Genomic DNA, 15,495 nt, shown 5'->3' with positions numbered 1-15,495 from the left:
CTTGTCTCGCAAGGGCGCTTGCCAAGGCCGCGTTTTCGCGTATTTTCCGCGCCCTCGCCGCCGGGCCTCTCAACGAGGATCCGGAGCCGGGACGGGTGTATAGCTCAGTTGGTAGAGCAGCTGACTCTTAATCAGCGGGTCGTAGGTTCGAATCCTACTACACCCACCACTTTTCAAATACTTAACGTCTCTTGATCCCCACAGCGAAGGCCGCGGGCATCATATGGGGAACAGGGCCTGGACCCGCCCCTCATCACGCGAATGTGGCGCTGGTGACCGTCGCCCGGCCTCATAACGGGTCCTTTCAGCTCAATTGCTCTCCACCCTGGTCGCACGCGGTCTCGCCGGCCTGCGTCCATTCCTGTCGCACACACACATCTTATCGTGCGCCCGCTTGAGTTGTGGCGCATTCACTATCGTGACCGCGTGGGGGTGTCGGTGGGGGTTGCGTTCGAAGAGCTGAAGCCTGGTGCGCGGGTCAAAGGCCTGGATGCCGGCGGCATAGCCGAGGTGGTGCAAGCAGCGAAATTCGGCGCCGACGCGCTGAACCTCGTCTATCGAGTGGACGGCCGCGTCGGCGAGCGGCTCGTGTTCCGCGGCGAGGAAAACGCATTTGAGCTGGTCGCGGCGGGCCAGGTTTTTGGGTTCGATGCGGACGGCGGGCTGCTTCGCTTGGCTACCGCTCGAACGCGGTCTGGTCGGGATCGGCCCTCGTCGTGAGGTGGTGGCGGAGGGAAAAACCTAGATGCGGCGGCTGGGCTGAGCGGCACGAGCAGGCGCCTTGCTCCCGGAACGGCGGTGATGACAGTTGCGCCTGCGGTCGAATGCAGCCCGACCAGGGGTCACGGTTTGAGCACCGCCAAGGAGAGGGAGGACGGGCGGCCATGAAGAACCCGTCGCGTTCCAGTTGGGTGGCCCGTCCCAGGATGCGGGCGGCGGCGATCGCTGCGCTGCTGGTCGGCATCTTCGTCTTCGACACCGGGACCAACCTCGAGATCGCCGGCGCCGTCTTCTACGTCGTCGTCATCCTGCTGGCGATCGGCCTGCTCTCGACGCGTGGCGTCGTGGCGCTGGCGGCGTTCTGCGTTCTCCTCACCCTGGTCAGCTTCGCCCTGACGCCGTCGGGCGCGCGCGGCGCAGGCCTGGCCAATTCGGCCATCAGCATCGCAGCGATCGGCATCACGGCCTACTTGGGCGTCAAGCGCGCGGCGGCTGAAGCGGCGGCCTACGAGGCGCGCTCGCAGCTGGTCCGCATGGCGCGGATGACGAACCTGGGCGCGTTCACGGCGTCCATCGCTCATGAGGTCAACCAACCGTTGGCGGCGGTCGTCACCAGCGCCAATGCAAGCCTGCGCTGGCTCGATCAAGACCCGCCCAACCTCGACAGGGCGCGCCGTTCGGTGGACCGGATCATCGCTGACGCCAACCGGGCGAGCGCCGTGATCGCCCGCCTCCGCGGGCTCGCCCGCCGGGAACCGCCGCGACGCGAGCGGATCAACCTCAACGAGGTGATCGCCGAGGCCGTCACGCTGGCGCGGCAGGAGCTGGGCCGCAACGGCATTTCGCTCCAGCTTGACCTCGCCACCGACGTGCCGCCGGTCCTGGCCGACCGGATCCAGATGCAGCAGGTGCTGGGCAACCTTCTCCTCAACGCCATCGAGGCGATGGAGGCCGTGCCTGTTGCGCGCCGCGGTCTCGAGGTGAGGTCGTTCCAGGAGGGTTCCGGACGGGTGGCCTTCGCCGTGGAAGACTCCGGCGTCGGCCTGCCGGCGGAGATGCAGGCGCACCTGTTCGAGGCCTTCTGGACCACAAAGCCGGGCGGCATGGGCATGGGCCTGGCGATCTGCCAGTCGATCGTCGAATCCCACGGCGGCCACATCGCCGCGGCCCCCCGGCTTCGCGGCGGCGCGGTCTTTCAGGTAAGCCTGCCGGCCGAAGAGGTGAGGCATGAGCGCGCGTGACTTGGCCGGCGAGCCAGAACAAGCCACTGTCTATGTGGTTGACGACGACCGCTCGGTCCGAGACGCCCTGGCGGATCTGCTGGCGTCGGTAGGGCTCGACGTGCGGTGCTTCGGCTCGACCCAGGAGCTTCTCCGGACCGGCGTCGCCGACACGCCGGGCTGCCTGGTGCTCGATGTCCGCATGCCCGGGCAGAGCGGCCTCGACTTCCAGCGCCAGATGGCCGGCCTCGGCATCGAGCGTCCCGTCATCTTCATCACCGGCCATGGCGACATCGCCATGTCCGTCAAGGCCATGAAGAACGGCGCCATCGAGTTCCTGACCAAGCCGTTCAATGACCAGGAGCTGCTCGATGCGATCCAGCAGGGAATAGACGCTGATCGTTCCCGTCGATGCGAGGCGCGCGCCCTCGCCGAACTGCGCGAGCGATGGAAAAGCCTCTCGCGCGGCGAGCAGGAGGTGATGCGCCTTGTCGTCCAGGGCCTGCTCAACAAGCAGATCGCGGCGCACCTGTCGGTGAGCGAAATCACTGTCAAGGTTCGGCGCGGGCACGTGATGCGCAAGATGCAGGCGGACTCGCTCGCCGACCTCGTCAGGCTCTCTGACCGCCTTCAGCTCGATCCCGAGCTTCACTAGCCGAACCGACGGCCGCCGCCTGATGCGTGTCGCGGCGGCATATACCAAAGTATATCCTGCCTATTCGCAAATATAGCTGAGCTGGACCGTGGGGTCGCTGGCCGGGCGGAACCCGCGATGCTAATCCCCGCCCGTCGCCGCGTAGGCTGCAGCGCGTCTGACGCCCCAGGAACTCAAATCAATGCCTAGCGACAGTAACGGTCGATCTAACGCGCCGCTGAGGACGTCCAGCTAGGGCCTGGGATCAGGCTCGACCCGTGGCGGCCTCTGCGGCGTCAGACGAGGTGAGCCATGGTCTTTCTATCCGGAGATCGCCTTGGAGCCCGGCCGCTCGCGCGGTTTTTGCGCGTCGGACCTGCGCCCTCCTGGGCCGATCTCATCGCCTTCCTGCTGCTGGCCGCCACAGCCGTGCTGGTGTTGCGGGGCGCCGGCGAAATGAGCGAGCCGCTGTCGCGGCTGCACACAACGCCGGTGACGCTCGATCCGGCGCGCCTGCCGGAATACGCCCTGCTCACCACGCTGCGGATGTTCGCGGCGCTCGGGGCGTCCCTGCTGTTCACCTTCACCGTCGCCACCCTGGCCGCGAAGAGCCGCAAGGCCGAACTGGTGATCGTGCCGGCGCTCGACATCCTGCAGTCGGTGCCGGTGCTGGGGTTCCTGACCTTCACGGTCACCTTCTTCATGGGCCTGTTTCCGGGGCGCGAACTGGGCGTGGAGTGCGCGGCGATCTTCGCGATCTTCACCAGCCAGGCCTGGAACATGGCGTTCAGCTTCTATCAGTCGCTGCGGACCATCCCGACCGACCTGGATGAGGTCAGCCAGCAGTTCGGCTTCTCGCCCTGGCGCCGGTTCGTGCGCCTGGAACTGCCGTTCGCCACGCCCGGGCTGGTGTGGAACGTGATGATGTCCATGTCGGGCGGCTGGTTCTTCGTCGTCGCCTCCGAAGCCATCACGGTCGGCAAGACCACCATCGCCCTGCCCGGAATCGGATCCTGGCTGTCGCTGGCGATCGACCGCCAGGACATGAAGGCGGTCTCCATCGGCGTGGGCGCCATGGCCGTGGTCATCCTGCTCTACGACCAGTTGGTGTTCCGGCCGATCGTCGCCTGGGCCGACAAGTTCCGGTTCGAGCAGACCGCCTCGCAGGATCGTCCCGGCTCCTGGGTCTACGACCTCGTCCGCCGCACCCGCTGGCTGCGGTTGGCCGCCGCGCCGTTGAACTGGCCGGCGCGCGCCATGGCGGCCGTCGACTGGCCGACGGTCCGGGTGGAACCGGTCCGCCTCGGGCCCAAGGCCGCGCGGGCGCTCGACGGACTCTGGCTCGCGGTGATCGCGGTCGCGGTCGCCGCAGCGGTCTGGTGGATCTGGACCTTCGTCAGCCGCACCCTGCACTGGAACGACGTGCTGGTCGTCTTCGGCCTGGGCCTGGCGACCCTGGCCCGGGTCGTGGTGCTGATCGCGCTCACCAGCCTGATCTGGGCGCCGATCGGTGTCTGGATCGGCCTGCGTCCGGCCTGGGCCGAGCGGCTGCAGCCCATCGCCCAGTTCCTCGCCGCCTTCCCGGCCAACGTGCTGTTCCCGTTCGTGGTGGTGGCGATCGTGGCGCTGCACGCCGATCCCAACATCTGGCTCTCGCCACTGATGGTGCTCGGGACCCAGTGGTACATCCTGTTCAATGTGATCGCCGGCGCCAGCGCCATCCCCAGCGACATGAAGGAGGCCGCCGGCATCTTCGGCATCCGCGGCTGGCAATGGTGGCGCCAGGTCGCCCTGCCCGCGATCTTCCCCTACTACGTCACCGGTGCGCTGACCGCCTCGGGCGGCTCGTGGAACGCCAGCATCGTCGCCGAGGCGGTGACCTGGGGCGACAAGCATCTGGAAGCCGCGGGCCTGGGCGCATTCATCGCCAAGGCGACGGCGGATGGCGACGGGGCCCGCGTCGCCCTGGGCGTCGCCGTCATGTCGATCTTCGTCATCGCTTTCAACCGCATGCTCTGGCGGCCGATGTACCGGTTCGCCGAGCGTCGCCTGCGTCTTGCTTAAGGGAGGTCGCCGTGACCGCCATCGACGATCGCCACCTCGTGGACGTCAAGAATGTCCGCCACCTTTACGGCGGAGAACATCTTGTGCTCGACGACGTCGACCTGACGCTGTTCGACAACGAGATCGTGGGCCTGCTCGGCCGCTCGGGCTCGGGCAAGTCCACCTTGCTGCGCTCCATCGCCGGCTTGATCCATCCGACCTCCGGCGAGGTGAAATTCCCGCGCACCTCGGACGGACGGCCGACAACCGTCAGCATGGTCTTCCAGACCTTCGCGCTCTTCCCCTGGCTGACCGTGCAGCAGAACGTAGAGGTGGGCCTTGAGGCCAAGCGCGTGTCCCCCGAGCAGCGGAGGCGGCGGGCGCTTGCGGCCATCGACCTGATCGGACTCGACGGATTCGAGAACGCCTATCCCAAGGAGCTGTCCGGCGGGATGCGCCAGCGCGTGGGCCTGGCCCGCGCCCTGGTCGTCGATCCCACCGTCCTGCTCATGGACGAGCCTTTCTCGGCCCTGGACGTGCTGACGGCGGAGACCCTGCGCACCGACCTGCTCGACCTGTGGTGCGAGGGGCGCATGGGGATCAAGTCGATCCTGATGGTGACGCACAACATCGAGGAGGCGGTGCTGATGTGCGACCGCATTCTGGTGTTCTCCTCCAACCCGGGCCGGATCGTCGCCGAGATCAAGGTCGATCTGCCGCAGCCGCGCAACCGCCTGCACCCGGCGTTCCGCCGGATGGTCGACGACATCTATGCGCGCATGACGCAACGCCCGACCTCCGCCGACGACAAGAGCCGCGACGGCCTGTTTCCCGGCATGGGGATCGGCATGGTGCTGCCGCGGGTCTCGACCAATATCATGGCCGGTCTGATCGAGGCGGTGAGCGGGCCGGCGTTTGGCGGCCAGGCTCACCTTCCGGACCTGGCGACGGCGCTGCAGTACGAGGCGGACGAGCTCTTCCCCATCGCCGAAGTCCTGCAACTCCTGCGTCTGGCCGAGCTGGACGGCGGCGACCTGCGCCTGACCTCGGCCGCGCGCAAGTACGCCGACGCCGATGTCGACGGCCGCAAGCAGCTCTTCGCCCAGCATCTGATCTCTTACGTGCCCCTGGCCAACCACATCCGCCGGGTGCTGAACGAGCGGTCCTCCCACCAGGCGCCGGCCGGGCGCTTCCGCGACGAGCTGGAAGACCTGATGTCGGAAAAGGACGCCGATCAGACCCTCAAGGCGGTGATCAACTGGGCCCGTTACGGTGAGGCTTTCGCCTACGACGAGGGCGCGGACCTGTTCTCGCTCGACGATCCCGCCTAGGGCGCCGACGGACCGCAAGCCCGGCACGACTGCCTTGCCGTCGGCGACGCGGTGGGCGCCCCCCTCAGCCTGTGTGAACTGAGCGCCTCCGAAGCCGCGGCGCGCACGTCGTTCGCATCCGCTCCCGCGTCCGCCATGCAACCTCCCGTCCCGGAACAGGCCGAGAAGATCGAGCTTTCCGGCCGCGTGCGCAGACATCGGGTTGGACCCGGCGGAGCCTCCATTCCAGCAATGCATCGCCGACCTCGCCGCTGAGGCCGCTCGCTGCGAGAATTATCGCCCCCTTGTCGGCGCGCGCCCTGCGCCTGCGTCCTCGGCTTAGGATGCCCCCGGAGGCGTCTGACCGAGTAAGAGTTCCGAAGCCCCAAACAAGGAGACGGATCGATGGGCCGCAAGATGACCACCTGCCTCTGGTTCGACCACGGGGAGGCCCGCAAGGCCGCCGAGTTCTACGCCCGCGTCTTCCCCGACAGCCATGTCGACGCGGCGATGGCCGCGCCCGCGGACTTCCCCGACGGGCGGCAAGGCGCCGAACTGACGGTCGGGTTCACGATCCTCGGCGCGCCGTTCGTCGGGCTCAACGGAGGGCCGAACTTCAAGGCCAACGAGGCGGTCTCGTTCATGGTCGAGACTGAGGACCAGGCCGAGACCGACCGGTACTGGGACGCCATTGTCGGCGAGGGCGGCGCCGAAAGCGCCTGTGGCTGGTGCAAGGATCGTTGGGGCTTTTCCTGGCAGATCACGCCTCGCCAGCTGTTGGCGGGCATGACCGACCCCGATCCGGCCGTCGCCAAGCGCGTCTTCGAGGCGATGATGACGATGAAGAAGATCGACGTGGCGAAGATCGAGGCGGCGCGCCGCGGCGTGGGCTGAACCTCAACAGCAGCGGGCGAAGAGGATCCAGCGGAGCGAACGCGGGCCAAAGGCGCCACAGCTTGTCAGCACCCTTCGGCGCCCGCTAAGTGCTTGCCGGAATGATCCTAGAAATCACCAAGGCCATTCTTGACCTCCTCCGAGCCCACCGGATTGCGTTGCACCCATTCGGCGCGGAGCGGTGGCGAATTGGGCAGCGTGTTTACATTAATCCCGATTGCGAACTCGAGCCCTACTGCGAAATATTCGCGGGCGCGGTCATTCCGGCGCGTATGGGGGCTTTCTCCTACACAGGCAGCCCGATGCTTCCGAACACTCGGATCGGCCGATATTGCTCGATCGGTGTCGACGTCGAGTTCATTCAAAGCACGCACCCGAGTGAATGGGTCTCGACAGCGTCAGCGTTTTTCACGCCGCGCGGCCACGATGGATTGATGAACTACCTGCGGGACCGGGGCGTGGAGCGCTACGAGTCCCGCCGCTTCGCCGACCGCACCGGGCCTGTGACCATCGGTCATGATGTCTGGATTGGGCAGGGCGCCATGTTCACCAAGGGCGTGACGGTTGGAAACGGGTCGGTTGTCGCCGCGCGCGCCGTCGTGACCCGAGACGTCGAGCCCTACACCATTGTGGCCGGCAGCCCTGCGCGGATCATTCGCAATCGGTTTGGCGACGGGATCGCATCGCGACTGGAGGCCTCGCAATGGTGGCGATCCGGGCCAGACGCGCTGAGCGCATATGACATGCGAAACCCGGAAGCGTTTCTCCGCCAGATTGAAGCCTCACCCCCAGAGCAGATGGCGCCAGCGTCGCCGCTCACCGGAGAGATGATCCTGGCTGCGTAACCGGCGGCGTAGGTTTCCAGCGCGGTGAAGTCAGCGCGGACGAAGAGCGCGATACCGCCCCGGGCGCCCTGCTCGCCCAGCCCGTCAATTCCTCGGCGCAGCGGTACTGGAAGCGGGCGCCTCGCCGCCCCCTGCAGACTCGATCCGGGGCAAGAGGTCACGCTGGCGCAGCATGCCTACGAAGTCGCTCATTCGCGCGGCGCGGTAGGCGTCCAGATCCACGCCATCATAGGCGTAGAAGCCGACCCCGTCTTGAAGTCCGCGTCGCGCCTCCTTCATGTTGCGATCGATGATCGCCGGCGCTGCAAAGCGCGCCGGATCAAGCGATTTGGAAAGAAACGTGCTCGCGTGGTGGAGTATGTCTCCCCCGCCCCAGTCGATGAACTCGAGCAGCCCCAGCACGGCGAAGCGGAGACCGAAGCCGACGCGGACGGCCGTATCGATATCCTCCGCACTCCCGACGCCTTCCTCGACCATCCGCGCCGCTTCGTTCATCGCCAACGCCTGGATCCGGGGGACGATGTAACCGGGGGATGATTTGCAGACGACCGGCACCTTGCCGATCGACACGAGCAGCTCGCGCATGGCGTCGACCACCGAGGCGGACGTCGACGCGGCGGGGCTCACCTCGACAAGCGGCATCAGATGCGCAGGATTGAGCCAGTGCGCATTGAGGAACCGCTCCCTGCCGGGGACGAGCGGCGCCAGCGTCTCGGCGTCAATCGTCGAGGTGGTCGAGGCGATGATGGCGTCGGCTTGCGCATGCTCTGCGATGACCGCGAAACACCCCGCCTTCGCCTCGACGGTTTCGGCGACCCCTTCGAACAGAACCTCGCACGCAGCGATCGCATCGCCGGCCTTGGCCAGCGGAGCGAAGGCGACGCGGCCCGCGGCCCGCTTCGCCGCCGCATCGTCCATCAGTCCGAGCCGGACCAAAAAGGCGATGTCCTGGACGACGGCGCCAAGCGCCGCAGCCTCCAGCGCCGCTGCGCTCGCCGTGTCTCGCGGGCGCAGGTCGATCAAGGTGACCGGGCGGCCGGCGATCGCGAACGCCGTGGCGATGCCCCTGCCCATTCGTCCGGCGCCGACGGCGCCGATGCGCGGAGCTTCAGTAGCCATCGTGCAGAAACTCCCGCATCTCGCTGCGCTTCAACCGGGCGAGACCGAGATGCTCGAGCGTGCGTCCCGCGGCGTAGAGATCCTCTCCGAGCAACGCTGAAGCAATTGCAAGCAGACCTTGCGCCACGGGCGCCGGCGCGCCGGCCCAGCGGGCGATGGAGACCAGCAAGCTCAGGCCGAGCGCCGTATCCTCGCGCATGTAGCGATGGGTTCGCAAATCGATCTTTTCCCGCCAATCGCCGCTGTCCGTGAGCCGCTCATGCGCGGCTCGGCCGTACATCCACTCCTCGCCATCCAAACTGTAGTGATCCGCGAGCGGGAAGTGCGGCGCGGCGTAGCCGATAGCCTTGCGCGTCGCGATGCGTTCCGCATCGAGCGCCGTCGTGACGGCGCGGATGGAGGGCTGCGTCCCTTCGTTATGAATATCCCAGGCCGGGAAATGCTCGAGCGGCCCCGCATTCATGAGGATCAGCGGTGGGTGGATGACAGGGCCGGCGTTCATCAGCGCTGCGGACAGGACATCCTCGATCGGCTCCACGGCGGCGTACGCCTGCCGAAGCAGCGTGAACGCCGCGTCGCTGTTGCGAGCCGGAAAGACGCCGGTGGGAAGCCGCGTCGCCGTCGCGCTCACGACGATCGAGGCCGGCCCGTGCTTGCGGACCAGATAGGGCAAGGTGCCCGTCTCGGCGAAACTCACGTCGGCCATGTTTCCCGCGCCCCGCGCCGCCTTGGCGAACATCAGGGAGCCGAGGGTTCCGGGCGGCAAAAACACCACTTGTCCGTCTCGCCAATGGCGCGCGCACGCCTTCGCCAGATCCTCATGCGCGAGCGCCGGCAACGGGATGACGATCACTTGCGAGGAGCTGACGGCCTCCTCGAGCGACGCGGTGGGATGGGCCACCGGGACGAGGCGTTCACCGCCATGATCGCGCACCAGAATTCCCCCGCTTTCGCGCAGGGCCGCGAACGCGGCGGCGTCCCGGCGCCAGAACCACACCTCATGCCCGTTGCGGCTCAATTCCGCCGCGGCCGCATAGCAACCGTGGCCGCCGCCCAATACTGCAACTTTCATCGCTGGTCCTTGGTCCAGAGGCTATGCATCGCCGCCTTCGACAGGCGCCACCCGTCAGGCGTGCGACGGGCGTCGAATTCATAAGCGCTGCCGGTCTGCCGGAAGGCGGTCGGCTCCGCAGCGACCGCCACGTGCGTCGAGATCAGATTTGCGCGCACGCCCGCCTGGTCGGCGCGCAAGTCGACGATCACATTTGCAATCACGTGTTGGTGGCGCTCGCAGCGCCCCAGGGCCTCGCGCGCCTTCTCCTCGAGATGAGCGCGGCCCAGAAGCGGCCCGCCGAACAGATCGCCGGTCACGTCCTCGGTGAAAATATCGCCGAGTTCATCGAATCGACCTTCGTCGAAGCAAACGCCGAGACGGCTGAGCAGATCGGTGATCTCCGCCCGGTCGATCAGGTCGAGCATCGCCTGCGGAATCTGGGGGACCTCATGGGGCATCGGCAGTCCTTGCGTAAATTGATCCCTCGGCTGGTCAAAAAGCGCTTTGATCCGCCTGACGCCCGCCGCTTGCGCTCCATACGATGTTCATCTTCAGCCGCCGGCATCGCCAGCCGCCACGCGTCCGCACCGCCTCAAAGAGGTAATGGCCGCCGAGCGAGACGTCGGGCACGTGCGTCGCGATCATGTTCGCTCGAACGCTCGCCCGATCGCCGTCGAGCTTGACAAGGCAGTTCGCGCCGAAGTGGTGCGAAAGCTCGAACTGGGCATGCACCGCCCTGCCGAACTCCGCGAGTCCGTCGAGCCCTTCGTGGGTCGCGAGCGTGTAGTCGAGCGACACGTCCTCGGTGAAGATCGTCTCGAGCCAGCTCCGCTCCCATCGCCCCTCGTCCGGCACACGCAAGTAGCGATCGAACAGCGCCAGCAACTCGGCGCGATCGGCAAGCTCCTTCAGACGCACTTCGAAGTCGACGCCGCCGCGCATGCCGTCACCTGTCGTCTTGGGGCAGGATCATGCTCTCGAGGAGCTCAACGAAGCTCGGCACAGTCCCGTCGGCGACGGCCCGTGTGGCATGATTATGGTAGTCCCGCGCTCGCACGATCTTCCCGTCGCGGCACTCCACGACGATAATGTTCCCGTTCCTGACCGCCACCCCATGGACTCGGGAGATATAAGTCCACTCGGCGATCACCACATTCGGATCGGCGGTCTCGTGGATCATCAGATCGCGCACCTCGATCTCGGCGTACATGCGTGGCGGATCGCCGCGCCACGCCTCCAGCGACGCCGCCAGGACCGCCTTCTCGGCCGTGACCGGCCCAGGCAGCGCGAACTCCTGTGACACCACCGCGTCGTCGGCGTAAAGCTCGAGCGACCCATCGATGTCACCGGCGCTGAACCGCGCGATCAACGCGCTTACGATCTCCCGCGGCTTGGTTGGACTTGTCACGGCGGGCGCTCCTCCGCGCGCAACCTTCAATTCAAAGCGTCCGAAATCGCATTGAAGAAGGCCGCGGATTCGACGGCGGGAGCATATATTTCAGGCTCCGGATAGGCCGACCATTGGATCATTATCAATTTCTCGACCGGATTGATGAAGATGTACTGGCCGAAAAGACCGACAGCCGTGAAGGTCGCGCTGGAGGTCGACGTCGTTTCCGGCGCAACGCCAAGACCCGGTGGAACCGGAAGGCGCCACCAAAGATATCCATAACCGCCGGACGAGGTCCCTGGAGAAGCCCCGTCGGCCGATCGCGGACGCCAGGTCGTCGCCTCGCTCATCCACCCCTGCGGCAGACTTCTCGTTCCGTCGGCGAGAACTCCGTCATCGAGAATAAACTGGGCCAGCCGTCCGTAGTCGCGCAAGGTCGCGCTGAAGTCGCCGGCGCCGGAATTCAATCCCCCGGGGCTTTCCGACATCCAAAAACCCGACCTCTCCATGCCGCACGGCTTCCAGATTTTTTCTTCCAGGTATTTGGCTAAAGATCGGCCGATCGCGCGCTGAAGAGCGACCCCTGTGACAAACGCGTCGACATTGCTGTAATTCCAGATGACGCCGGGCTTCGCGGCCATGCCGGTCGCAGGATCGATCGCCCTCGGCAGCTGTTTGGCGATCGCCAGGATGCTCCCTGGCCTCTGCTCGGCGAGGCATCGCGCGAAATCGGCGACGTTGGGCGCCGGATCGCCCGGGTTCTCGCTCCATCTGACGCCCGAGGACATCTGCAGCATGTGGCGCATGGTGACGCCGTCATAGGCGCCGCCACGCAGTTCTGCGACATGGTCGGTGACCAGCGCATCAAGGCTGGGAATGCGCCCCTCCTGCAGGGCGACGCCGACCAACGTCGACATGACGGACTTGCCGACGGACCAAGAGGTCCAACGCGTCTCTTCGGTGTTCCCGAACCCGTAATGCTCCAAGACGACTGAGCGGTCTTTTACGACCAGCAATCCCGTCACGTTCTGCCGTCGAACGTAGTCATTCAACGAATAGGGTCGCCCCCCCAATCTATAGGCGACGTCGGTCAACGGCGGTCCGTACGCCAAGCGCCTTATGTTACGCGGATCGTTTGTAAATTCCTCGACCGCAAACATGGAAGTCATGTTGCGGTTGCCCGCCACTTTTTCCGAGACATCCCACATCAACATCCGATGTGGATCTGGAACGACATCCACTGACGCTTGGGACGGGCTCATGACGCTCTCTTCTAAAACCCGCGCTTGACGGTGAGGGACCACTCGGCCGGACGGCCGAATGACGCCTCGGCGAACGACTGAAGCGGTTGATCCGCAAAGCCGGAGATGATGTACCGCGTGTTGGTGATGTTCGTGCCGGCCAGGGTCACATGCCAATCCTTGGCCTTGGACGCCCAGGTGATGCTGGCGCTGAGCGTCGAATAGGAAGGCTGCACCAACGCCGGGGTGTTGATAGCGTCATTGTAGACCGTGGAGCGATGCGCCCAATCGCTTCGGAGCGTGATCGATCCCTTATCGCCGAGTTCGAACTCGTAGGAAGCGCCGACGTTGACGCTCCATTTGGGTGCATAGACGAGGTGCTTGTCGAGGGAGACCTCGGTCGCGTTCGGGTTGACTTCGGTATATCTTGCATCGAGGTAGCCTAGCCCGACGTCCAGGCCAAGGCCTTCCATGGGCACGGCGTTGAATTCGAGTTCGGCGCCGTCTATCCGAGCCGCCGCCGCGTTCTGCGTGACGGGCGCAATGGCGTCGATGACGGTGACCTGCAGGTTCGTATATTTCGTATGGAACGCAGCGCCGTTGAGCCTGACGCGCCGGTCGAGCGCCTCGATCTTGAAACCGGCCTCGTAGACCTTGACCGACTCCGGCTGGAACTCTGGAACGGCGCGGCGATCGGGAAACACCCGCTGAACGAAGCCGCCGCCCTTGAACCCTTCCGAATAGGACACATAGGTCATCACGTCCGGAGTCCATTTGTAGGCCAGGTTCACATAAGGCGTGGCCTTGTCGGTCCGGTTGGTGACCTCGCCGACCGGCAGGAGACGATCGCCGGGCACAAGCGGACCGGGATGGACCGTCGACGGAATGCCGACGAGATTTTCGATGACATATTGGACGTCGTCGGACACGAGGAACCGCTTGGTGTCCTGGGTCCAGCGCAAGCCGCCGGTCAGGCTGAGCCTGGAAGTGATGTCCAGCGTCGTCTGGCCGAAGAAGGCCAAAGAACTGTTGTGCACGCGCCCGCCACTGATCACGTGCGCGATCGCGAAATGCACGTCGTCGATGTTGAGGCCTTTTTCGTCGAAATAATATGCGCCGAGGATCCACTTCAGCCGGTTGTCGAACATCTTGCCGAGAAGCTGGAATTCCTGGCTGAACTGATGGCTGTTATAGACGTCGATGGTATGTCCGAGCAGAACGGGCGAATGGTCCGCATCACGGCCGTTGGTGCTGTCGAGGTCGCGATAGGCGGTAATGGATTTCACCGCGACGGCGTCCGTCGCCTGCCACTCGGCCGAGGCTGAGACGCCCCACAAATCGAGCGTGGAAGGCACGGCGAAGTCGGAATTGTCCTGGAACTTCTTGGTCGGCAGGCTCTGCTGATTGAAGAACGCCGCCGGGCCAAGCGTCGGAACCAGGCTCGGAGCGATCACAGCGTTATGAAATTGCGCGAAAAGACCAGTATCATAAACCGCGACCAATTCGCCGCAGCAGGACTTCTCACGCACTCGCGTCCCGTCGACGCTCAAATCAAGTCGGAACGTGTTGGTAGGCGTCCAAGCCAGTGCGATTCGACCCGCCCAGCGATTGTCTCCTCCGGTCTTGTCGCCGATATAAGGCCGGGAGATATAGCCTTCACTGCCGAAACGAGCGACAGTGACGGATGACAACAGCGTTTCGGTGATTGGAATATCCGCCGACACCTTTGCATTGAATCGCTCATAAGATCCGGTCGTTACGCTCGCATTTCCGGAAAAGGTGTTCCCCGGCTTGCGGGAGGTGAGGCTTATGGCTCCGCCGATGGTGTTGCGGCCGAATAACGTGCCCTGCGGGCCGCGAAGCACTTCAACCCGATCCACGTCCAGAATGTCGAGCACCGATCCGATCGATCGGGCGATGTAGACGCCGTCGAGATAGATCCCGACACCGGGGTCGGTGGTGAGGGTGAAATCCGTCTGGCCGACCCCGCGAATGAAGACCGAGGCCGAGGACCGGGTGCCCGAGATGGGCGACGAGGTGTTGAAGACGATGTTGGGCGAAAATCGGTCGACGGCCGCGATATTGGTCACCTGCCGCTGCTCGAGCGCTGCCTGGGTCAGAGCGGTGACGGCGATCGGCGTATCCTGAAGGTTTTCGCTCCGCTTTCGCGCGGTGACGACAACTTCCTCGAGTACGCCCTCGGCCTTGCCCTGATTTGCGCGCGGATTTTCGGCCGCAAGGACGGGTGACGCCGCAGCAACGCCAAGTATGACTAAGCTCGTTTTGGCTAGTTTGCTCATGGCAATAAAATCCCCCATTTCGCCCCTTATTTTTTTACGCCTATGGATGTCGTCAGGCGACATCTCCGTGCATCCCTGGTGATTTAGGACGACATGACCCGTTCGGCAGTTTTGCCGATTTCAAACTCAATATTTCGACCGCGCGCATTCACCGCTCTGAAACAAGCTCCGGGCGAATGCTCCTCGCGAATTCGGAACGAAAATTTAGACCAGATCTTCGTCCTTTACCCTATTTCCTCACGATCTCACCGTTCTACGAACAAAGTTCTGCCACCACCCCCACACCCCGAGCAAGAGGCAATCGTGCCTGATAGGAAATTTTTTTTCCTGTCCTTCAAGCGGTGCGCGAGCGGCGGCGCGCGCCACGGCCCGGTCATATGGGCCACGCCAGAGGAAACGGCTTCGCGGCGGTCGGGCAGCTGCGCCAAGCGCTGCTTCGTGTGGCCGAGATGCCTGCGGCCCGCAGCTCCTGCGCCTCCCGCGTCGCCGGAGGGCGGGGGCCGCGCCAACAACGGCGATCTTCCCCGCTCCATAAGTTGTGGGACAGACCTTTCCGCGGCTATTGAGGTTCGTCGATCAGCGGTCGAGCAGGTAAAGGTTGTCTGATCGGTCGCCCCTCCCGTCGAGATGGAGGCGGCGAGCATTAGTCCGCGCGAAGACGCACAGCGCTCAGGCCCGTTTCGACAAAATCATCGGCTGGGGAGTTGACATGTCTTGCCGCCTTC

The 15,495-nt window shown here is 65.1% G+C and carries 14 protein-coding genes and 1 tRNA gene; 8 read left to right on the top strand and 7 right to left on the bottom strand.

The window, feature by feature from the left end:
- Nucleotides 1–93: 93 nt before the first annotated feature.
- From VJS38_RS11645 to VJS38_RS11610, 8 genes are all read left to right on the top strand, one after another.
- Nucleotides 94–169: transfer RNA gene (locus VJS38_RS11645), tRNA-Lys, on the top strand.
- 215 nt (nucleotides 170–384) lie between these two features.
- On the top strand, nucleotides 385–720 hold the full coding sequence (locus VJS38_RS11640; RefSeq protein WP_324088315.1) for a hypothetical protein: 336 nt from the start codon (nucleotides 385–387) through the stop codon (nucleotides 718–720).
- Nucleotides 721–884: 164 nt separating this feature from the next.
- On the top strand, nucleotides 885–1,961 hold the full coding sequence (locus VJS38_RS11635) for a sensor histidine kinase (RefSeq protein WP_324088314.1): 1,077 nt from the start codon (nucleotides 885–887) through the stop codon (nucleotides 1,959–1,961).
- Complete coding sequence (locus tag VJS38_RS11630) at nucleotides 1,948–2,595, top strand: response regulator transcription factor (protein WP_324088313.1); 648 nt, start codon at nucleotides 1,948–1,950, stop codon at nucleotides 2,593–2,595. Before VJS38_RS11635 ends, VJS38_RS11630 begins: the two co-directional genes overlap by 14 nt.
- Nucleotides 2,596–2,886: 291 nt before the next feature.
- Nucleotides 2,887–4,638, top strand: coding sequence for an ABC transporter permease (locus VJS38_RS11625; RefSeq protein WP_414692438.1), 1,752 nt, complete (start codon nucleotides 2,887–2,889; stop codon nucleotides 4,636–4,638).
- 11 nt (nucleotides 4,639–4,649) lie between these two features.
- Entirely contained in the window at nucleotides 4,650–5,948 is a 1,299-nt protein-coding gene (locus VJS38_RS11620; protein WP_324088311.1) for a nitrate/sulfonate/bicarbonate ABC transporter ATP-binding protein, read from the top strand.
- Between the two features lie 384 nt (nucleotides 5,949–6,332).
- Entirely contained in the window at nucleotides 6,333–6,821 is a 489-nt protein-coding gene (locus VJS38_RS11615; RefSeq protein ID WP_324088310.1) for a VOC family protein, read from the top strand.
- Between the two features lie 101 nt (nucleotides 6,822–6,922).
- Nucleotides 6,923–7,666: a CatB-related O-acetyltransferase gene (locus VJS38_RS11610; protein WP_324088309.1), complete on the top strand. Its 744-nt coding sequence runs from the start codon at nucleotides 6,923–6,925 to the stop codon at nucleotides 7,664–7,666.
- 84 nt (nucleotides 7,667–7,750) lie between these two features.
- On the opposite strand, the gene VJS38_RS11605 is transcribed toward VJS38_RS11610, so the two are convergent.
- The 7 genes from VJS38_RS11605 to VJS38_RS11575 all read right to left on the bottom strand — a co-directional run bounded on the left by VJS38_RS11605 (nucleotide 7,751) and on the right by VJS38_RS11575 (nucleotide 14,833).
- Nucleotides 7,751–8,785, bottom strand: a complete 1,035-nt coding sequence (locus VJS38_RS11605; protein ID WP_324088308.1) for a 3-hydroxybutyryl-CoA dehydrogenase — start codon at nucleotides 8,783–8,785, stop codon at nucleotides 7,751–7,753.
- Complete coding sequence (locus tag VJS38_RS11600; RefSeq protein WP_324088307.1) at nucleotides 8,775–9,857, bottom strand: NAD/NADP-dependent octopine/nopaline dehydrogenase family protein; 1,083 nt, start codon at nucleotides 9,855–9,857, stop codon at nucleotides 8,775–8,777. The genes VJS38_RS11605 and VJS38_RS11600 overlap by 11 nt, the downstream gene beginning before the upstream one ends.
- A complete protein-coding gene (locus VJS38_RS11595; protein WP_324088306.1) occupies nucleotides 9,854–10,264 on the bottom strand; it encodes a nuclear transport factor 2 family protein in 411 nt (136 codons plus the stop codon). The genes VJS38_RS11600 and VJS38_RS11595 overlap by 4 nt, the downstream gene beginning before the upstream one ends.
- A 67-nt stretch (nucleotides 10,265–10,331) precedes the next feature.
- Nucleotides 10,332–10,781, bottom strand: coding sequence for a nuclear transport factor 2 family protein (locus VJS38_RS11590; RefSeq protein ID WP_324088305.1), 450 nt, complete (start codon nucleotides 10,779–10,781; stop codon nucleotides 10,332–10,334).
- Between the two features lie 4 nt (nucleotides 10,782–10,785).
- Nucleotides 10,786–11,208 carry a nuclear transport factor 2 family protein gene (locus VJS38_RS11585; RefSeq protein ID WP_324088304.1) on the bottom strand — a complete coding sequence of 141 codons (423 nt, stop codon included), beginning with the start codon at nucleotides 11,206–11,208 and terminating at the stop codon, nucleotides 10,786–10,788.
- Nucleotides 11,209–11,273: 65 nt separating this feature from the next.
- On the bottom strand, nucleotides 11,274–12,491 hold the full coding sequence (locus VJS38_RS11580) for a serine hydrolase (RefSeq protein ID WP_324088303.1): 1,218 nt from the start codon (nucleotides 12,489–12,491) through the stop codon (nucleotides 11,274–11,276).
- Nucleotides 12,492–12,502: 11 nt separating this feature from the next.
- Nucleotides 12,503–14,833: a TonB-dependent receptor gene (locus VJS38_RS11575; protein ID WP_324088302.1), complete on the bottom strand. Its 2,331-nt coding sequence runs from the start codon at nucleotides 14,831–14,833 to the stop codon at nucleotides 12,503–12,505.
- Nucleotides 14,834–15,495 lie beyond the last annotated feature (662 nt).

The sequence above is a fragment of the Phenylobacterium sp. genome, from assembly GCF_035276905.1.
Taxonomy (GTDB): domain Bacteria; phylum Pseudomonadota; class Alphaproteobacteria; order Caulobacterales; family Caulobacteraceae; genus Phenylobacterium.
Note: the sequence above shows the minus strand (reverse complement) of the source record. Positions and strands in the feature narration are given on the sequence as shown.

Coding starts and splice junctions, on each gene's coding strand:
- VJS38_RS11635 (WP_324088314.1), top strand. CDS start 885: ATGAAGAACCCGTCGCGTTCCAGTTGGGTGGCCCGTCCCAGGATGCGG.
- VJS38_RS11630 (WP_324088313.1), top strand. CDS start 1,948: ATGAGCGCGCGTGACTTGGCCGGCGAGCCAGAACAAGCCACTGTCTAT.
- VJS38_RS11625 (WP_414692438.1), top strand. CDS start 2,887: ATGGTCTTTCTATCCGGAGATCGCCTTGGAGCCCGGCCGCTCGCGCGG.
- VJS38_RS11615 (WP_324088310.1), top strand. CDS start 6,333: ATGGGCCGCAAGATGACCACCTGCCTCTGGTTCGACCACGGGGAGGCC.
- VJS38_RS11610 (WP_324088309.1), top strand. CDS start 6,923: ATGATCCTAGAAATCACCAAGGCCATTCTTGACCTCCTCCGAGCCCAC.
- VJS38_RS11605 (WP_324088308.1), bottom strand. CDS start 8,785: ATGGCTACTGAAGCTCCGCGCATCGGCGCCGTCGGCGCCGGACGAATG.
- VJS38_RS11600 (WP_324088307.1), bottom strand. CDS start 9,857: ATGAAAGTTGCAGTATTGGGCGGCGGCCACGGTTGCTATGCGGCCGCG.
- VJS38_RS11595 (WP_324088306.1), bottom strand. CDS start 10,264: ATGCTCGACCTGATCGACCGGGCGGAGATCACCGATCTGCTCAGCCGT.
- VJS38_RS11590 (WP_324088305.1), bottom strand. CDS start 10,781: ATGCGCGGCGGCGTCGACTTCGAAGTGCGTCTGAAGGAGCTTGCCGAT.
- VJS38_RS11580 (WP_324088303.1), bottom strand. CDS start 12,491: ATGAGCCCGTCCCAAGCGTCAGTGGATGTCGTTCCAGATCCACATCGG.
- VJS38_RS11575 (WP_324088302.1), bottom strand. CDS start 14,833: ATGTCGCCTGACGACATCCATAGGCGTAAAAAAATAAGGGGCGAAATG.